The 17,930-nt window shown below is 36.4% G+C and carries 16 protein-coding genes and 1 pseudogene; 7 read left to right on the top strand and 10 right to left on the bottom strand.

Features of this window, described 5'->3' with window-relative positions:
* Positions 1-25: 25 nt before the first annotated feature.
* Together DPQ31_RS03675 and DPQ31_RS03680 are read right to left on the bottom strand one after the other, a co-directional pair.
* On the bottom strand, positions 26-1,573 hold the full coding sequence (locus DPQ31_RS03675) for a DNA-binding protein (protein ID WP_208731559.1): 1,548 nt from the start codon (positions 1,571-1,573) through the stop codon (positions 26-28).
* A gap of 181 nt (positions 1,574-1,754) precedes the next feature.
* Positions 1,755-3,146, bottom strand: coding sequence for an amino acid permease (locus DPQ31_RS03680; RefSeq protein ID WP_001164886.1), 1,392 nt, complete (start codon positions 3,144-3,146; stop codon positions 1,755-1,757).
* A gap of 266 nt (positions 3,147-3,412) precedes the next feature.
* Here DPQ31_RS03680 and DPQ31_RS03685 point away from each other — a divergent pair, with 266 nt between their 5' ends.
* The 3 genes from DPQ31_RS03685 (at position 3,413) to DPQ31_RS03695 (ending at position 5,525) form a co-directional block, all read left to right on the top strand.
* On the top strand, positions 3,413-4,705 hold the full coding sequence (locus DPQ31_RS03685) for an NCS2 family permease (RefSeq protein WP_087949404.1): 1,293 nt from the start codon (positions 3,413-3,415) through the stop codon (positions 4,703-4,705).
* Between the two features lie 186 nt (positions 4,706-4,891).
* Complete coding sequence (locus DPQ31_RS03690) at positions 4,892-5,092, top strand: helix-turn-helix transcriptional regulator (protein ID WP_000301176.1); 201 nt, start codon at positions 4,892-4,894, stop codon at positions 5,090-5,092.
* A 4-nt stretch (positions 5,093-5,096) separates the two neighbouring features.
* Positions 5,097-5,525 carry a hypothetical protein gene (locus DPQ31_RS03695; protein WP_087969048.1) on the top strand — a complete coding sequence of 143 codons (429 nt, stop codon included), beginning with the start codon at positions 5,097-5,099 and terminating at the stop codon, positions 5,523-5,525.
* Positions 5,526-5,632: 107 nt separating this feature from the next.
* Here the strand turns inward: DPQ31_RS03695 and DPQ31_RS03700 are convergent.
* From DPQ31_RS03700 to DPQ31_RS03735, 8 genes and pseudogenes are all read right to left on the bottom strand, one after another.
* A pseudogene (locus DPQ31_RS03700) lies at positions 5,633-6,003 on the bottom strand (GNAT family N-acetyltransferase).
* Between the two features lie 14 nt (positions 6,004-6,017).
* The gene (locus DPQ31_RS03705) at positions 6,018-6,275 is read right to left on the bottom strand and encodes a DUF4022 family protein (protein ID WP_000926990.1); all 258 of its coding nucleotides are present in this window, start codon (positions 6,273-6,275) and stop codon (positions 6,018-6,020) included.
* A 52-nt stretch (positions 6,276-6,327) separates the two neighbouring features.
* Complete coding sequence (locus tag DPQ31_RS03710) at positions 6,328-8,157, bottom strand: monovalent cation:proton antiporter family protein (RefSeq protein WP_097959054.1); 1,830 nt, start codon at positions 8,155-8,157, stop codon at positions 6,328-6,330.
* A 221-nt stretch (positions 8,158-8,378) separates the two neighbouring features.
* Positions 8,379-8,690 carry a cytochrome aa3 quinol oxidase subunit IV gene (gene qoxD / locus DPQ31_RS03715; RefSeq protein ID WP_000531386.1) on the bottom strand — a complete coding sequence of 104 codons (312 nt, stop codon included), beginning with the start codon at positions 8,688-8,690 and terminating at the stop codon, positions 8,379-8,381.
* Positions 8,691-9,293 carry a cytochrome aa3 quinol oxidase subunit III gene (gene qoxC / locus DPQ31_RS03720; protein ID WP_000729311.1) on the bottom strand — a complete coding sequence of 201 codons (603 nt, stop codon included), beginning with the start codon at positions 9,291-9,293 and terminating at the stop codon, positions 8,691-8,693.
* A gap of 13 nt (positions 9,294-9,306) precedes the next feature.
* Entirely contained in the window at positions 9,307-11,241 is a 1,935-nt protein-coding gene (qoxB, locus tag DPQ31_RS03725) for a cytochrome aa3 quinol oxidase subunit I (RefSeq protein WP_208731560.1), read from the bottom strand.
* A gap of 33 nt (positions 11,242-11,274) precedes the next feature.
* Positions 11,275-12,150, bottom strand: a complete 876-nt coding sequence (locus DPQ31_RS03730) for a cytochrome aa3 quinol oxidase subunit II (protein WP_001176160.1) — start codon at positions 12,148-12,150, stop codon at positions 11,275-11,277.
* Positions 12,151-12,432: 282 nt separating this feature from the next.
* Entirely contained in the window at positions 12,433-13,848 is a 1,416-nt protein-coding gene (locus DPQ31_RS03735) for an amino acid permease (protein ID WP_070174243.1), read from the bottom strand.
* A 377-nt stretch (positions 13,849-14,225) separates the two neighbouring features.
* Between DPQ31_RS03735 and DPQ31_RS03740 the strand changes: the two genes are divergently transcribed.
* The 4 genes from DPQ31_RS03740 (at position 14,226) to DPQ31_RS03755 (ending at position 17,912) form a co-directional block, all read left to right on the top strand.
* Complete coding sequence (locus DPQ31_RS03740; RefSeq protein ID WP_000734486.1) at positions 14,226-14,936, top strand: C39 family peptidase; 711 nt, start codon at positions 14,226-14,228, stop codon at positions 14,934-14,936.
* Between the two features lie 132 nt (positions 14,937-15,068).
* The gene (locus DPQ31_RS03745; protein ID WP_173781592.1) at positions 15,069-16,244 is read left to right on the top strand and encodes an amidohydrolase; all 1,176 of its coding nucleotides are present in this window, start codon (positions 15,069-15,071) and stop codon (positions 16,242-16,244) included.
* 1 nt (position 16,245) lies between these two features.
* The gene (locus tag DPQ31_RS03750) at positions 16,246-16,443 is read left to right on the top strand and encodes a DUF3311 domain-containing protein (protein ID WP_000719865.1); all 198 of its coding nucleotides are present in this window, start codon (positions 16,246-16,248) and stop codon (positions 16,441-16,443) included.
* Positions 16,440-17,912, top strand: a complete 1,473-nt coding sequence (locus tag DPQ31_RS03755) for a sodium:solute symporter family protein (protein ID WP_000125694.1) — start codon at positions 16,440-16,442, stop codon at positions 17,910-17,912. The genes DPQ31_RS03750 and DPQ31_RS03755 overlap by 4 nt, the downstream gene beginning before the upstream one ends.
* The last annotated feature ends 18 nt before the right edge of the window (positions 17,913-17,930 follow it).

Consider the following 17,930-nt stretch of genomic DNA (forward strand, 5'->3'; position numbering starts at 1 on the left):
ATCCGCATGTGGATTGCCTTTTCTTTTACTTCTTATTAATCGTTACAGCTTCATTATATTTAGCAGTTGTATTTTGGCGTAGACGAAGTGTTGCTTGTCCAGTTGTATTTGAATCAAGTTGTACGTTCACAATTTTTTCAGCAGAACCAAAGCTGTTTGTTGTGAATGAGAAGGCGCTACTATATCCGAAAGTAGATGGCCAAGTGCCGTTTGTATTTTGGACTTTTGCTACTTGTGTTCCGCCAGTCGTGAAGATACCTAAAGAATAGTTATTATAAGTTGTATTAGGTAATAAGTTGTTTACCTGAATCTTTATTTGGAACACTTCATTGTTTGGTAGAATGCTAGGGCGTGTAATCACATAATCGTTTGCTGTTACGGCGCCGTTATATCCGTATGAACCAGGTTTAAATGTATTTGTATTAAACCATTGGTAACCAGCGTTTGGTGCACTCCAAGGTTCTGGTTGTGGCTCTGTTGATAAGCTTGGTTGTTCAAATGTTTGTAAAGCAGTAGGTGAATCAAGTTGTAAACCGTTTACTTGATCTAAGCTTGTAAATGTCTCTTGTTTCGATAGCCAATTTACGATATTTTCTAGTAAAACAGCATCGTTTTCTTCTTTATAACCATCGTAAGTTTTCTTTGTTTGGCCAGAATCTTCACGAACGTATTTTGGCGTAGCATCTTCAACAGGAGAAGAGTCACCGATAAAGGCAGCTTTTCCAAGTCCTACTTTTGCGATTGCAGCATATGGACCCTCTGCAACGCCACCGCCGTTATAAACACCACTATCAACAGCGTTATTCCATTTTGATGGGTTTTCTGGAAGATAAATAAGTCCTTTTGCTAGTTTTGGATTTGTAATTGCTAGAGTAGAACCAGCATGCATTGCTACCGATGAAACACCTTGTGTAATTCCGAATGATTGTTCAGGCGAAACAATGTTTTTAGCTGAAACATCACCAAGTGCATTGTAACGGAAGCGAATACCAAAATTATTAGATAGCCAATCAGAACTTTCTACTCCTTGCATAGCTTGTGAGTTTGCTTCTTCGTTAGACATTCCTTTTGCGGGATTTTCCCAAGCACCGCGTCTATATCCATTAAATACTTCAGAAGAGTCCCAGCGATTTTTATTACGATCTGCATTATAATGATCGGCAATGAAGAAGATACTGCCGCCATTTTTTACATATTGTAACATTGCATCTTGTTCAGATTTTTTGTAAGGAATATTTGCCTCTGGAACGATAAACACGTTGTAATTTTTTAAGTCTTCGTATGTAATAGGTGTTGATTTACGAAGTTCTTTTACATGATATCCATTTTGGGCAATGCCGTTTCCGAAATCAGAAAAGCCGCCATCAATAACCCAGTCAGCTGTCCCTGCAGTTTGACCGTGCGTATTATCAAATAATACTTTCTTCCCATTGTTTTGATTTACAACCTTTGCAGCGATTTCAGGAGCTGGGTCTACAGAGCTTTCGGCATAAGTAGACGGTATGAACGAACTCCCCATACTAAGTGTAATTGCTGTTGCTAAAGAAAATGTAATCCATTTTTTATTCTTCATAGAAGAATCCCCCTAATAATAAATATATGTGCTTTAATAATGTAATTTATTTTTCTGAAAAAATAAAGACAGAAAACGTAAAAAATATTAAAAAATTGTAAAAATACCGTGAATTTTGTTGAGAAATATTTATGTACACAATAAAAAATCCCTTCCAATTAATAAGGAAGGGATAACTTGTTTAACTAATCTTTGAATTAGGTGTTTCATCAATCTTATGAAACCCTTTCATGTAATACACGATAGCTAAGCCAATAAGCCAAATTGGGCCAACGATTAATGCAATTCGTGTATCTTCTGAATACGCCATTATACATAGTACAAGTGCAAGGAAGCCAAGTGAGAAGTAAGAGCTTAATGGATGTAAAGGCATTTTATACGTTAGCTTGTCTTTTTTCTCAGTTGATAATCCTTTACGGAATTTAATTTGAGCGACTAATATAATTCCCCAGGTCCAAATTGCCCCGAAAGTTGAAATACTAGTTAACCATGTAAACACCTTTGCAGGCACAAGGTAGTTTAATATAACACCAACAAGTAAAACGATAGCCGTTGCTACAATTCCTTGACTTGGAATCCCATTTTTATTTAAACGACCGAATCTTTCAGGAGCTTTCTTTTGTTGTGCCAATGTAAATAGCATACGCCCTGTACTAAATAAACCACCGTTACAAGAAGAAAGTGCAGCTGTTAATACAACAAAGTTAATAATACCTGCTGCTTTTGCAATGCCGATTTGTTGGAATGTTAATACGAATGGACTTCCTTTCTCACCAAGTTCGTTCCATGGATAAATTGCCATCATAACGAATAATGCCCCGACGTAAAAGATTAGGATTCTCCAAAATACGTTATCGATAGCTTTTGCGAGTGTTTTTTTCGGATTTTGAGCTTCACCAGCTGTAACACCAATTAGTTCAACGCCTAAATAAGCGAATAATACCATTTGTAAGGAAAGTAGTAATCCGGAAAATCCATTTGGGAACCAGCCACCATGTGACCAAAGATTTGAAATACCAGTAGCGATACCACCATTTCCGAATCCGAATAAAATAATGCCAGCTCCAACTACTATCATACAGATAATTGTGACAATTTTAATGAGGGCAAACCAAAACTCAAGTTCTCCAAATACTTTTACTGATAAGAAGTTGAAAGCGCTCATTAATAATAGAGCGAGTAGTGCCCAAGTCCAGCGCGGGATATCTGGGAACCAGTACTGCATGTAAATTCCAGCCGCCGTAATTTCAGCCATACAAGTAACAACCCATAAGAACCAGTAGTTCCAACCAGTAATATAGCCAGCAAGTGGGCCGATATAATCATTAGCGTATTTACTAAAAGAACCGGCAACCGGTTGTTCAATTGCCATTTCTCCGAGCGCTCGCATAATGAAAAAAATAACGAGTCCAGCGATCATATAACCTAGTAAGATGGAAGGACCAGCTAGTTTAATAGCAGAAGCAGATCCTAAAAATAGCCCAACTCCAATAGCTGAACCGAGTGACATTAAAGTAATATGTCGTTCTTTTAAACCTCGATTTAAAGTTCCAGATTTGTTTGTGTGCTGCATAAGAAGAATCCCCCTTGTAGAATGAGCTACCTAAATATTTAACTATTTCAAATTATAAAACATTTCTATCTGTTATGCTACAAAAATAATCAGAAAAGAACTGTACTACATCTGAAGTTGTCAGACTTAAACTTAAAATTCTCACTATTAGAGAATATATTGACTCTTCTTTTTATTGATTGTTAAGATTAAGTATTATATTTTCTCACATACTAGTAAGAAAAGAATGTGTGATAATAATTCAGATGTAGGAAGGGTACATAAGCATGTTTCAATTACAAAAATATAACACTTCTGTGAAGCAAGAGCTTTTAGCTGGCATCACAACTTTTTTTACATTTGCGTATATTCTTGTCATCAATCCGAAAATATTATCTGATGCAGGTGTACCATTTGATCAAGCTTTTACAGCAACTATTATTGCGACAGTTATTGGGACGCTATGTATGGCGTTTTTAGCTAACTATCCAATTGTTATTGCTCCAGCTATGGGGATGAATGCATATTTTGCTTATTCTGTTGTTCAACAGGCCGAGGGGATTACATATGTCATTGCGTTTTCGGCAGTATTTGTAACAGGTATTATTTTTCTTTTATTATCTTTCACTTCATTTAGGCAAAAGTTAATTGTCGCAATTCCTGATAGTTTAAAGCATGCAATTGCAGGTGGAATTGGACTATTTATTGCTTTTATTGGATTACGTCTATCTGGAATTATCGTGGATCATCCATCTAATTTAGTTACGATTGGTGATTTTCATTCTCCAGCCGTTATTTTAACTTTAATTGGTTTAATTTTAGCTGCGGTATTAATGGTATTACGTGTGAGTGGTGCATTATTTATTAGTATGATTGTGACAGGAATTATCGCCTTCTTTACGGGGCAACTGAAGTTTGAGGATAAAATTGTAGCGATGCCTCATTTACCAGAGGGTATTATCGTTTCAAATCCAATCAATGCCTTTTCAGATGTAATTCAGTATGGATTATATGGTGTTGTATTTTCATTTTTACTTGTACTTTTATTTGATACGACAGGTGCATTACTCGGTTTAATTAAACAAGCAGGTTTAATTACAGATAATACAGAGAAACGTTTTGGTAAAGCGTTTATTGCAGATGCGATTGGCGGAACGACAGGTTCTATCTTTGGTACAAGCCCAACAGCAGCGACAATTGAATCGTCAGCTGGTATTGCTGCGGGTGGTAAAACGGGATTAACAGGTATTGTAGTTGTTGGACTAACAATTATAACGGCATTTTTCAGTCCTGTAATTGCATCTTTATCAAGTGTAGCTGCTATTACAGCTCCTTCATTAATTATTGTCGGTAGTTTAATGGCACAAAGTATTCGTGATATTAATTGGAATGAGTTTGAAGATGCATTACCAGCATTTTTAATTTTCGTAGGTATTCCGTTAACGTCTAGTATTGCGAATGGAATTGCAATCGGATTTTTAGTGTATCCGGTCTTAAAGATTGTGAAAGGGAAAGGGATGGAAGTACATCCGTTACTATACTTATTTACAATTTTATTTGGATGTCATTTATTCTTATAATATAGATATAGAAGAGGGGCTTCTTATGAGAGGCTCCTTTTTTGTGTATAATAAAGTGAAACTATAATTAGTGAGGGGTTTATTACCCGCAAATAGTGGGGGAAAGTGAAAATTAAATTAATTACGCAAAATATAAATTACTTAATGGAATATATATGTTACAATTAAGGTAGAGGAGGAACATGAATGGCTGTAAGTAAAATAAAAGTCGCGCGTGTTCAGTTAGATTTAACACAGCAAAAATTAGCAGAAAAAGTAGGCGTTACAAGGCAAACGATTAGTTTAATTGAAAAGGGGAAATACAACCCGTCTTTAGATTTATGTTTGAAAATTTGTTATGCGGTAGATAAAACATTAAATGATTTATTTTGGGAGGAAGAGGAGTGAGGGGATGAGAATCGTGAAAGATGAACGTTTAATGATTGAGGGGCTAAAACATATTAGACTCGTTTTCATCTTACAAAATATCGTCATACTAGGTATTGTTTTTTATCGCTATGTTTTGCAAGGTGCAGGATATGAAAGTATTTCGGATTTATTAATGGTATTTATGTGTGGGATAATAGGTATTAACTTTTTAAATTTAAAAAATTCGGTGCAAGTGTATGAGCATACGGGCGGAGTATCACGCAGCTATTTTATGAAACTATTATTCATTCCGGTAGGTATTATTATTGGGATTTTAGCTATTTGTATCATTGTAACACCAGATATTTCGATAAAGGAAATTAGTATGACAGGACTTATTATGTTTGCTTGTTTTTTAGTTCCTAGTTTGTTTGTATACATATATATGAAAAAAATAAAAAGTGAAGATTGAAATATAAGAAAAGCTTTCCCGTATTGCGGAAAACTTTTCTTATATCTTTTTATATACAATACTTTATGAAGGCCAATCGGTTCAATTTCAAAGATTACACCATGTTCCTAGAAGCCTAAGCGCTTGTAATAGTCAGTTACAGTAATTCGGCCATTACACCATAAAATATTTGCTTTACGCTCTTGCAAGACTTGTTACGCTTTTTGAATTAAAGAGCTTCCAGCGTGTTTGTTTCGAAAGTTAGGTAATGTTGCCATTCCACGTAGTCGATAATGAATACCTGTTGGTAAGTCAAGGTATATTTTTTTGAGAAGGAAGCGATACTAATCGGTTCATCGCTTAGAAAAGCACCTAAGTGAAAGGTATCTGCTTCGTAGTCGGAAGAGTATTTACAATCTGTTACTGTTTGATTCGGGTGTAAAAATTTTTGACGTAATACGCAAGTTTCAGATGCATCAATACATTTCACGGTAATTATATTAACATCCTTCCTTATAAGCCTTTTTCTGTTAGTTGTATAAAGAAATAGGCAGGTGCAGCGAAAAGTCCGAGTATGCTAGCGGTTCCGAGAAGGAGCGAAAGCAAGAGACAAGTATATTTGACGCCAGTTGATTTTTTCCAGCCGTAACTACAAATTTCAATGCTAACACCGATGAGAATAATAGCAACGAGTACTTCCGCTAATAATAATAGAGCTAAAGTTACAATAGACATAATGTGATCCATCCCCATAATATGTGATAGTAACATTTTACCATATAGAATGGAAAAAAATGCCCCTCAATTATGTGAGGGGCATTTTCTATTCTAATATGTTTTTTAGTGTATTAATATGTTCTTTTGAACCTGTTACAAGCAGTGTGTCACCATGTTGTAACCTCGTATCACCATGCGGTATTAATGCTTTATTACCTCGGTAAATTTGGATGACAAGTACATCACCTAAAAATGGAAGGCGGCGAAGCTCGATGCCGTTATATTTATTGCTACGTAGTTCAACTTCACGTACTGTTTCGTTCGCTGTTGTAATTAAACGAACGAGACTCGGTTTATCGATAAGAGCACGTAATAAAATACGTGTAGAGTTAATAGTCGAGAATACAGCGATATGTTCTTGTGTTGCTTTTTCTTGTAGAAGTGGATCTTCTACACTTGCAATGACATGTTCAACACCTAGTTCTTTCGCATGTTCTGCTAATAATAAGTTTTGTTCATCATCGCTTGTTGCAACGACAACGCGATCTGCATCAAATGCTGTTCGTTCAGTTAATGATTCAATTGTAATATCATCTAATTTCACGATAGGGAAGTCATGTGATTTCGCTTCCTCATCATTTATTTTATTTTGGTGCATCATATATAGCGTTACATCATAGTCTTCTCGTTTTAAATCAAGTGATAATGGAAGAGTAATTCTGCTCGCGCCAATAATAGATACTTTCGGTTTTGGTGTTTCCACTTTTGGGAACATCTTTTTAAATAATATAGGTGCAAAAATGCAAGTAATAACTGCACTTAAAATAAGAGAAGCGGATAAACTTGGGCTGATGATTCCTAGTTTTTCACCAATTTGTGCCGCCGCAATAACTAAGGAAAGTGTTGATGTTAATAAGATGGCACTTCCGAGTACGATATTACGCGGATACCATTTACGTAGGACGAGTGATGGTAAAAGTTTTGAAATAAAGAGTCCTACAATTAAAATTGGGATCATTAGCATACTAGAAGGTTCTTTAAAAATAGACCAGACTTCTAGATTTACACCAACCATTACGAAGAAAATAGGAATAAAGAAACCGTATCCGATGGAATCAAGTTTTTCAACCATATCTTCATTTGGTGATAATAACGATACGAGTACACCTGCTAAGAAGGCACCTAAAATATTTTCTGCACCAACAGATTCAGATAACCCTACTAAAATTAAGATAAGTGCAAAAACAGCTCGAGTATCAATTTGTACACTACCAGCTTTTAAGCTATCTAAGTATGGGATGTTTTTGAAGCGTTTTGCAATAAAGTAAATGATAATACCTGCTCCGAATAGAAGGAGTAGGAGCCACATGCTTTGGCCGCTTTCAGAATTTAATCCGACAAATACAGCGAGTAAAATCATTGTAACTAAGTCTGCAATAACAGCGACTAATAAAATGATTTGTCCGATTGCGGTTTTTCCTAAGTTATTCTCTTTTAATGTTGGTACGACAACACCTAAAGAAATAGTTGAAATAATTAAAGTCATGAACATTGCATTATCTACAAATCCTAGCCATACGAATAGTAATGATAAGGCATAAGATAAGATGAAAATAAACAAGAAAATAATGCTTGCTGCTTGGAATGTGTTCGGTTCGTTTTTCGTACTTTTTTTCCCTTTTTGTTTAAAAATAGAAAAGTCAATTTCTAACCCGCTTAAAAACATGAGGAAGATAAATCCTAGTGTTGATAAAACTTGGAGCCACATATCTGGCTCAATAATATTAAACCCACTTTTACCTACAAAGATTCCCGCGATGATCTCTGCAACAACGACAGGAAGTGCTTTTAATTTAAAGCGTTGTAACAAAAGGGGAACGAAAAACGCGATTGCAACTACAACCATAAGTGATAGAACAGAAGTATGATGTTCCATTGCGTTCTCTCCCTTCAAATAAATATAGTACCTATTTAGCCATATAATAGGTAGAAAATCAACGCATATGGATTCGATTTCATAAAGAAAGAGTTTTCTTAACATTTGTCATAATAAGTATATTTTTCATGATTCTGCTGTTAATGCTGTAATGTGGATGTAATAGAGGAGGGGAATAAAAAAAGACTGCTGAGGAATCTCAGCAGTCTTTTTCATGTACATTACATTGAGAAGAAGATCCATACAGTTAAACCAACTGTTGCAGTTGCAACGAAGAAACTGTATATCATTGTAAGAATTTGAACTCTTCCTTCTCCTTCTTTTAAATGCATGAACATAATTAATTGTAATAAAGCTTGCGCAACAGCCATTATGATAATAGTTGTTAAGACTGTTGAAAGTGGTAATGTTGTGTAAAGTGCCACGTATAACGCTAGAAACGTTAGTGCAAGCGATAAAATAAATCCGAAAACGTGTGACCAAGGGAATCCGCTATGCGCATGCCCGTTTGCTTGGTTGTTATTTTGACCCATTTACGCCACCATCCCGTTCAAGTAAACTAGTGTGTAAATAAAGACCCAAACAAGATCAAGGAAATGCCAGTATAAGCTGATAATGAATACTTTACGAGCTGTAACTGGTGTTAAACCTCGTTTTAAAATTTGGATAATAACACAAATTGCCCAAATGATACCGCCTGTTACGTGGGCACCATGCGTTCCAAGAAGAACGAAGAATGCAGATAGGAAAGCACTTGTTTGAATTGTTGCGCCTTCACCAACGTATAAAATGAATTCTTCAATCTCGAAGAATAGGAAGCCTGCACCTAAAAGTAATGTAAGGATGAACCATCCAAGCATTGCTTTTTGGTTGTGCTTACGCATTTCGTGAATTACGATACCACATGTGAAACTACTTGTTAAAAGTAGTAATGTTTGAATTAAAAGCGTTTTAAGTTCAAACAGTTGTGCTGGAGTTGGGCCATCTGCCGTACGACCAGCAAGGACTAGATAAGAGGCGAAAAGTGTTGCGAACAGCATAATTTCAGCCCCAAGAAAAATCCAGAATCCTAGGATATTCAATCTGCTTTGTTCGGATTGATATTCCAAAGGTAAGCTTTTATCTAAAGCCGCCATGTCATTTCACCTCTCATGCTATATGTTCTGTTTCTTTAATTTCATCAACACTTACGTAGTAACCATCGTCGTAATCGAATGAACGATAGATTAAGCAAGCTAAAATACCAACGCCGCCGATTGCTGCAAGCCAGAACCAGCTAAATACTAATGCGAAACCTGCAAGACCGAAGAATAAAGACGCAATAATAGGCACACCAGAGTTACTTGGCATGTGAATTGGTTTTAAATCTTCTGCTGCTGGTGTAACTGTTTCTCCGCGTTTTTTCATGTACCAGAAAGCATCAGCTTCTTTAATTTCAGGAAGCTTCGCGAAGTTGTAATGTTGTACAGGAGATTGAGTTGCCCATTCAAGTGTACGACCATCCCATGGATCTCCAGTTGTGTCACGTTCACCGTGACGTGCACTCCAAATTACGTTGTAGCAAAGAAGTAGGAAGCCGATACCCATCATTACCGCACCAACAGATGCGATTTGGTTTAGCCATCCCCATCCAAGACTTTCAGAGTAAGTGTACATACGACGAGTCATACCGTCTAAACCTAAGAAGTACATTGGGAAGAAACAGATGTTGAATCCGCTCATAAAGATCCAGAATGTCCATTTACCTAGGCGTTCATTTAACATATGACCAGTCATTTTTGGATACCAGAATGTGAATCCAGCAAGCATAGCGAATACTGTACCTGCGATTAATACGTAGTGGAAGTGAGCAATTAGGAAGTAGCTGTTATGGTATTGATAATCAGCTGCTGCCATTCCAAGCATAACCCCTGTAACCCCACCGACTACGAAGTTTGGAATAAATGCCAATGACCAAAGCATTGGAACTGTAAAACGAATACGTCCTTTATACAGTGTAAACAACCAGTTAAAGATCTTAACCCCGGTTGGAATCGAAATCGCCATTGTCGAAATCGAGAAGAATGAGTTAACCGCTGGACCTGCACCCATCGTGAAGAAGTGATGAAGCCATACGACGAAACTTAGTAAAGAAATTGCAACCATTGAGTATACCATCGCACTGTAACCGAATAGACGTTTACGTGAGAATGTACTAATGATTTCAGAGAAAATACCGAATGCCGGTAAAATAACGATATATACTTCAGGGTGACCCCATACCCAGAACAGGTTGGCCCATAACATCGGCATACCGCCGCTCGCCATCGTAAAGAAGTGAGCATCGAATAGACGGTCAAATGTCATTAATGCAAGAGCAACTGTTAATACTGGGAAAGCGAAAATAATGATAATTGTTGTAATTAAGATTGACCAAGTAAACATTGGCATTCTCATTAAAGACATACCAGGTGTACGCATTTTTAAGATAGTAACAAGGAAGTTAATACCGGTCATTAGCGTACCGAGACCTGAAATCTGTAATGCAATTGCGTAGTAGTTATTTCCTACACCAGAAGTAAACTCTGTACCTGCCATTGGGAAGTAAGAAGTCCACCCAGCGTCTGGAGAACCACCGATTACGAAAGCGATGTTAAATAACATTGCTCCGACAAAGAATAACCAGAAACTTAAAGCATTTAAGAACGGATATGCAACGTCACGAGCACCAATTTGTAATGGTACTACAAGGTTCATTAATCCCATAACGAATGGCATCGCCATGAAAAGAATCATAACTGTACCGTGTGTTGTAAAGATTCCGTTATAGTGTTCAGCGTTTAAATAAGTTGTTTCTGGGAATGTTAATTGTGCACGGATCATTAAACCATCCATACCACCACGGAATAACATGATAACCGCAGAAATAATATACATGGCTCCGATTTTTTTATGGTCAACAGTTGTCAACCATTCATCCCAAAGCCACTTCCATTTTTTATACTTTGTTAGTACGAAAATGATTGCTAATGTCACAAGAACGATAGAAGCGTCTGCACCGTAAATAATCGGGTCACCTGTGACAAAGAATTCATCAAGCTTCACTGTGTTCACTCCAATCTGTTGGAATAATAGCTATTATTTTTTGTTTTTGTAGTAGTTGTAATCACAATATTCAAGTGATTTTGGATCTACATAACTTAAGTGATGACTAGAGAATGTCATACGACCAACTACACCAGGTTTAACAATTTCGTTGTACTTATCTTCTGTTAGTTTAGGAGCAGTTTGTTGTACTTCTTTTACCCACTTGTCATACTTTTCTTTTGTTTTTGCTTCAACTTCGAACTCCATGTGAGTGAATCCTTCACCAGAGAAGTTCGCGCTACGGCCTAGGTAAGAACCTGGCTTATCAGCTTGTAAATAAAGATCCATAATCATGCCATCCATTGTGTACTTCATACCACCAAGTTCTGGTACCCAGAAAGCATTCATTGGGCCGACAGAAGTCAGTTTGAATTGAATTGGTACACCAGCTGGGATGTTTAAATAGTTAACGGTTTCAATTTTTTCCTCTGGGTAACTGAATAACCATTTCCAGTTTGCAGATGTAACATAAATTTCAACTGGTTTAATATGTTTGGACTCTTCCGGAACCTCTTCCGAAGCATAAGTTGCTTTTACTGTTGGGATCGATAATGCGATAACGATAATAACAGGAACAAGCGTCCAAATAATTTCTAATAATGTGTTACCGTGTTGTTCAGGTGGCTCGTAGTCCATATTCTCTGGTTTTTCACGATAACGAATCAAGATGACTGTAAACAGGATGAATACAATTGCGATAATTAATGACATAAGCAAGAATGACCAAACAATTAAATCATACTGTGCTTTTGCAACAGGTCCTTGCGGATTTAATACTGCGAGTTTCTTATCACAGCCACCGAGGAACAGAAGTAATGATAACGGAAGAAGCGAAGCCAACTTCCAAAATGCTTTCTTTAGTTGCACGATTGAAAATCTCCTTTCTCCTTGGATTGAAACTATGCCAATAAAACAATATAAACCTATTAATTTATAGAAGGCAATAGTTTTTGAGATATTGTTAAAAAATAGACACAAATGCACACTTTTTAAGGTGAATATCATTTGTAACTTGATTATATTGTAAACTATTTTCCAGAGAAAAACGTGATTGTGAAAATTTTAAGATAAATAAAGTTATACCAAGATATCCAATAAATAGAAAAAAGCTATCTTATTATAAGAAAGATAGCTGAATATTTTGTATATTTAGTTTATTTCCTGAGTTATACTTTTTTTCTGTTCAAATGTGACAACTTTTTTATATTTAACTTGATATAAAATGTAGCAAATAATCATAAATGGAATTCCGCAATAAAGAGCAATTCTCTGATCTGGAATGAAAGCTAAACTAACAAATGTAATAAAGTTGAGTGAGAACGCTACGATTGGAACTACTGGATAGAGCGGTGTACGATATTTTAAGTCATTTATGTCGCCGCCATTTTTCAAGAAATTTCTACGGAAGAAAAACTGTGAAGCCGCGATTGACATCCAAACGACAACGGCCGCCATTGCTGCAATAGATGTTAAAACTAGAAAGACAGTATCTGCCGCAAACACGCTTGTTAATAAAGAAAGGCTTGCAAAAATAAGACTGAAAATGAGTGCATTCAGTGGTACCCCTTTTTTAGTTAACTTCGTAAAAGCTGGACTTGCCATTCCTTGTTTTGCCATCGCCCAAAGCATACGAGAATTTGCGTATAAACCAGAATTAGCTACGGATAATACGGCTGTAATAATAACAAAGTTCATAATGTCTGCTGCATATGGAACACCAGCTACATCAAATACAAGTACAAATGGACTTTCGACTAGATTAGCCTCTTGCCATGGGAGTAACCCTACAACAACTGATATTGCTAGGACGAAGAAGAATAGAGTTCGCCAAATTGTGTTTTTAATTGCTTTTGGAATTGTTTTTTCAGGATTTTCACTTTCTCCTGAAGCAATTCCGATTAATTCTGTTCCTTGGAAGGAGTAATTTACTGTAATCATCGTAAGAAGAACAGCTAATGCACCATTTGGAAATAGCCCGCCATTTTCAGTGAAATTGTGAAGCATTGGAGCGGGTTTTCCGTTAAAGTCTAGTAGACCAAACATAACTGCACCACCAAGTACGACAAAAATAACAATTGTTGCAACTTTTACACTTGCGAACCAAAATTCTGTTTCTGCATATGCCTTTGCTGATAGAGCGTTCACAAGAAAAAGTGCTGCTGCAAATGTAACGCACCAAATCCACGAAGAAACGTCTGGAAACCATCGTTTCATTAAAATACTTACAGTTGTTAACTCTACTCCAACTGTAACAGCCCAATTTAACCAATACATCCAACCGACAACAAATCCAAAACCAGGTGAAATAAATTTGCTTGCATAGCTTTGGAACGAACCTGCTTCTGGCATAGCAACGGATAATTCACCAAGACATAACATCGTTAAATACATAACAAATCCACCGACTAAAAATGCAAGAATTGCACCACCAGGTCCAGCGTTATGGACGATTTGACCAGATCCCATAAATAGTCCAGTTCCAATAACGCCACCAAGTGCGATCATAAATAAGTGTCTACTTTTCATTGTACGTTTTAAATTTGTTTGTTCTACTTGTTGATTCATATGCCCCTCACCCCGTTATTTTCTTGTATGTATTAACTGGTTTTCATTCTGAGTGTTTAATCATTAGCGGGGGATGTGACACATGCTCAATTTATTTGTTATGAAATGAATGGAGTATGTAAAAAACGAACTATGACTAAATACTCTAAGAATGTTTATTAACAAGGTGATATCTTCACTATGTTAATAATTTCGATTTTAGCAAAATGTTCCGAAAAAGTATATTGTTTTTTCTTTTTATTAAAAATAATTAGAATTTTATAACGATATAAATGTGAATAATAATTCACAGAATCTTTCTAGCAAACTAGTTAGAAGAAGGGTACAATGATAAGAGTTGTGTCTGTAAAATAATAATTAATGGAGTTTTGTTTATAATGAAAAAGTTAAAATATCTTTTTGTTTTTGGGATTATACTTGCGGCCGCGTTTTTTATAGGGAAAGATAAAATTATACAAAAGGCGCAAGTGCTACGCTTAGATTTTCTATCTGAAATGAAAGAATCAGCTATGATTGAAGATGTTCCATTTATAAAACAATTACCAGAATTACCTCGTGGATGTGAAGTGACAAGTTTGGCTATGTTACTGCAATATAAAGGTGTACAAGTAGATAAGATGCAGCTTGCTAGCGAAATCCATCGTGTTCCATTTGAACAAAATGGTTTGCGTGGAAATCCTTATGAGGGGTTCGTTGGAAACATTTATACGAAGGCTGAACCTGGATATGGTGTATATAATCAACCAATCTTTAATTTAGCAGAAAAATATGTTCCTGAAAAAGTAATTAATTTAACAGGTAGAGACATGCAAGATATATATAAAGTAATTAGTTCTGGATCTCCAGTATGGGTCATTATTAATACAACGTTTAAGCCACTAGCTGAAAGTAGTTTTGAAACATGGAATACGAGTTCAGGTGAAGTAAAAATTACATATTATGAGCATAGTGCAGTAGTAATTGGATATGATCAAAACTTTGTATATGTAAATGATCCTCTTAAAAACAATCCACGTTTGGCTGTTCCACGAGCGGAATTTGAGAAAGCTTGGGAGCAAATGGGAAAACAAGCAATTACTATTTTGTAATAAGGAAAAAGTCATCTTTTAGATGGCTTTTTATTTTTAAGTCTATAACACGGAAAATTCGGAATATTCTTTTAAAAGTTAATAATTCGCGTTATAATAACATTTAACTTGGTGAAGAAGGAGAGAAGAGTAATGGATGTTGCAAAGGAACTTGTTTTGTCAAAAAATCAGTTGGTTGAGTGGAGAAGGCATTTTCATAAGTATCCAGAGTTATCTTTTCAAGAAGAGAAAACATCGCAGTTTGTGTTCGACATACTTCAAAAAATCCCATATTTAGAAGTGTCACGACCGACTCAATATAGTGTGATGGCAAAGTTAGTAGGTAAACAGCCCGGTAAAACAATTGCGGTCCGGGCTGATATGGATGCTCTTCCTATTCATGAAGAAAATGATTTTGATTTTATTTCGACATATCAAGGTGTGATGCATGCATGTGGTCATGATGGACATATGGCGATATTACTTGGTGTGGTACATAAGTTAGTAGAGGAAAGAGAGAAGGTTAAAGGGGAGATTCGTTTTCTATTCCAACATGCAGAAGAAAATTTTCCTGGTGGCGCAGAGGAAATGGTTGCAGCAGGGGTAATGGAAGGTGTGGATTATATTATTGGTGCTCACCTGTGGGCGTCGTTAGAGGTTGGTAAAATAGGTGTAATTTATGGTGCGGCAATGGCTGCGCCGGATGTTTTTAAAATTACGATTGAGGGCAAGGGTGGGCATGCTGGAATCCCTCATGAAACTATTGATAGTATTGCAATCGGTACACAAGTTGTTTCACAACTTCAGCAAATTGTATCTCGCCTCACGAATCCGTTAGATTCTCTCGTAGTATCTGTTACGCAATTTCATGCCGGAACAACCCATAATGTGATTCCAGAACAAGCGGAAATTGAAGGAACAGTGCGGAGTTTAAGACATGAGTTGAGAGAAGAAACAGAGGGGAAGATTGAACGGATTGTAAAGTATATTACAGAATCTTACGGAGCGAAATATACATTTTCTTATGAATATGGATACCGACCAGTTGTAAATAATTATGAAGTTACAGAGCTTATTGAACGCACGGCATTGCAACTTTATGGACGAGACAGGGTTGTTCGTTTACAACCAACGATGGCTGGAGAAGATTTTTCAGCATTTTTACAAAAGGCACCAGGGACGTTCTTTTTTATCGGAGCAGGAAATAAAGAGAAGGGAATTATTTATCCTCATCACCATCCTCGTTTTACGATTGACGAAGATGCACTGCCGATTGGCGTGGAAGTGTTTGTATCATCCATTATGAATTTCATAAATAAAGGAGAATGAGATGAAGAAAATACACGTGCTAGCACTTATTCCCGTTCTTTGTTTAGTAGTTGGACCAGTATTTGCAAATTCGGTCACTCCTTACGTACTAGGGATGCCATTTTTATTATTTTGGGTATTATTATCGGTGCTTATTACCTCTCTTTGTATGGGGATTGTGTACGTATTCGATCCTGCTAATAAGGGGGATATGGAATGACAGCATTATTTATCATTATTTTATTCTTATTTCTAGCGCTATTTTTAGGTATTCGGGCGCAGCGTGGAAAAGATATGAATTTAGAGCAATGGTCAGTTGGAGGAAGAGGATTTGGAACGATTTTCGTATTTCTCCTTATGGCAGGCGAAATTTATACGACATTCACATTTTTAGGAGGAAGTGGATGGGCGTATAGTAAAGGAGCGCCTACTTTTTATATTTTAGGTTATGGCGCACTAGCTTATATTTTATCGTATTTCTTATTACCGCCAATTTGGAAATATGCGAAAGAACATAACCTTGTTTCACAGCCAGATTTTTTTGCGAAGAAATATAGAAGTAAAGCGCTTGGATTGATTGTTTCAATTGTTGGTGTTGTTTCCATCATCCCATATCTTGTTTTACAGTTGAAGGGATTGGGTATTATCGTTTCAGAAGCTTCTTATGGAAGGGTATCACCTGTTGTTGCAGTATGGATTGGCGCTATTGTTATAACTATATATGTAATGGTTTCAGGTATACATGGATCAGCTTGGACAGCCGCTTTGAAGGACATTATGATCCTGTTTATTGTTATGTTTTTAGGTATATATTTACCGTATCATTATTACGGAGGGTTTCAGCCGATGTTCGAAGCTGTAGAAGCTGCGAAACCAGGATTTTTATCTTTACCTGAAGAAGGGATGAGTATTTCTTGGTTTGTTTCTACTATTATATTAACGGCCCTAGGTTTTTATATGTGGCCTCATACATTTGCTTCTGCTTTCTCTGCTAAAAATGAAAAAGTATTTCGTAAAAATGCGGCAATTATGCCATTGTACTCTTTAGTTTTACTTTTCGTATTTTTTGCAGGGTTTGCTGCTATCCTGCAAGTTCCTGGACTAAAGGGAGGAGATGTAGATCTTTCATTATTCCGTCTTGCTTTACAAACTTTTGATCCTTGGTTTATTGGAATTATTGGTAGTGCTGGAGTATTAACGGCATTAGTTCCAGCATCCATGCTTGTTATGGCCGCGTCTACATTGTTAGCGAAAAATATTTACCGAACGATGATCCCATCTGCTTCAGATAGACAAGTGGCTAAAGTAGCAAAATTATTTGTGCCTGTAGTAACGTTTATAGCAGTTTTATTTACATTTAAAGGAGGAGAAACAATAGGAGCTCTCCTTTTAATGGGATACAGTATTGTAACGCAACTTTTCCCTGCACTTGTATGTAGTTTGTTTCCACGTCAAATTATTACGAAGCAAGGGGCGATTGCAGGAATGGCGATTGGTCTGTTAGTTGTTGCATATATTACTTTATCTGGTTCTACTATAGCTACCATGTTTCCGAGTTTCCCGCAGTATATAAAAGATTTAAACGTAGGTATAATCGCATTATTAATGAATATGATTGTGATGTTTGTAGTGAGTGGGATTACGAAAAGAGTATCTATAAAAACAGACAATATAATAGTAGAAAAATAACCTGTGCACGAGAGCTAT

This window comes from Bacillus sp. COPE52 (assembly GCF_003355115.1).
GTDB lineage: Bacteria > Bacillota > Bacilli > Bacillales > Bacillaceae_G > Bacillus_A > Bacillus_A toyonensis.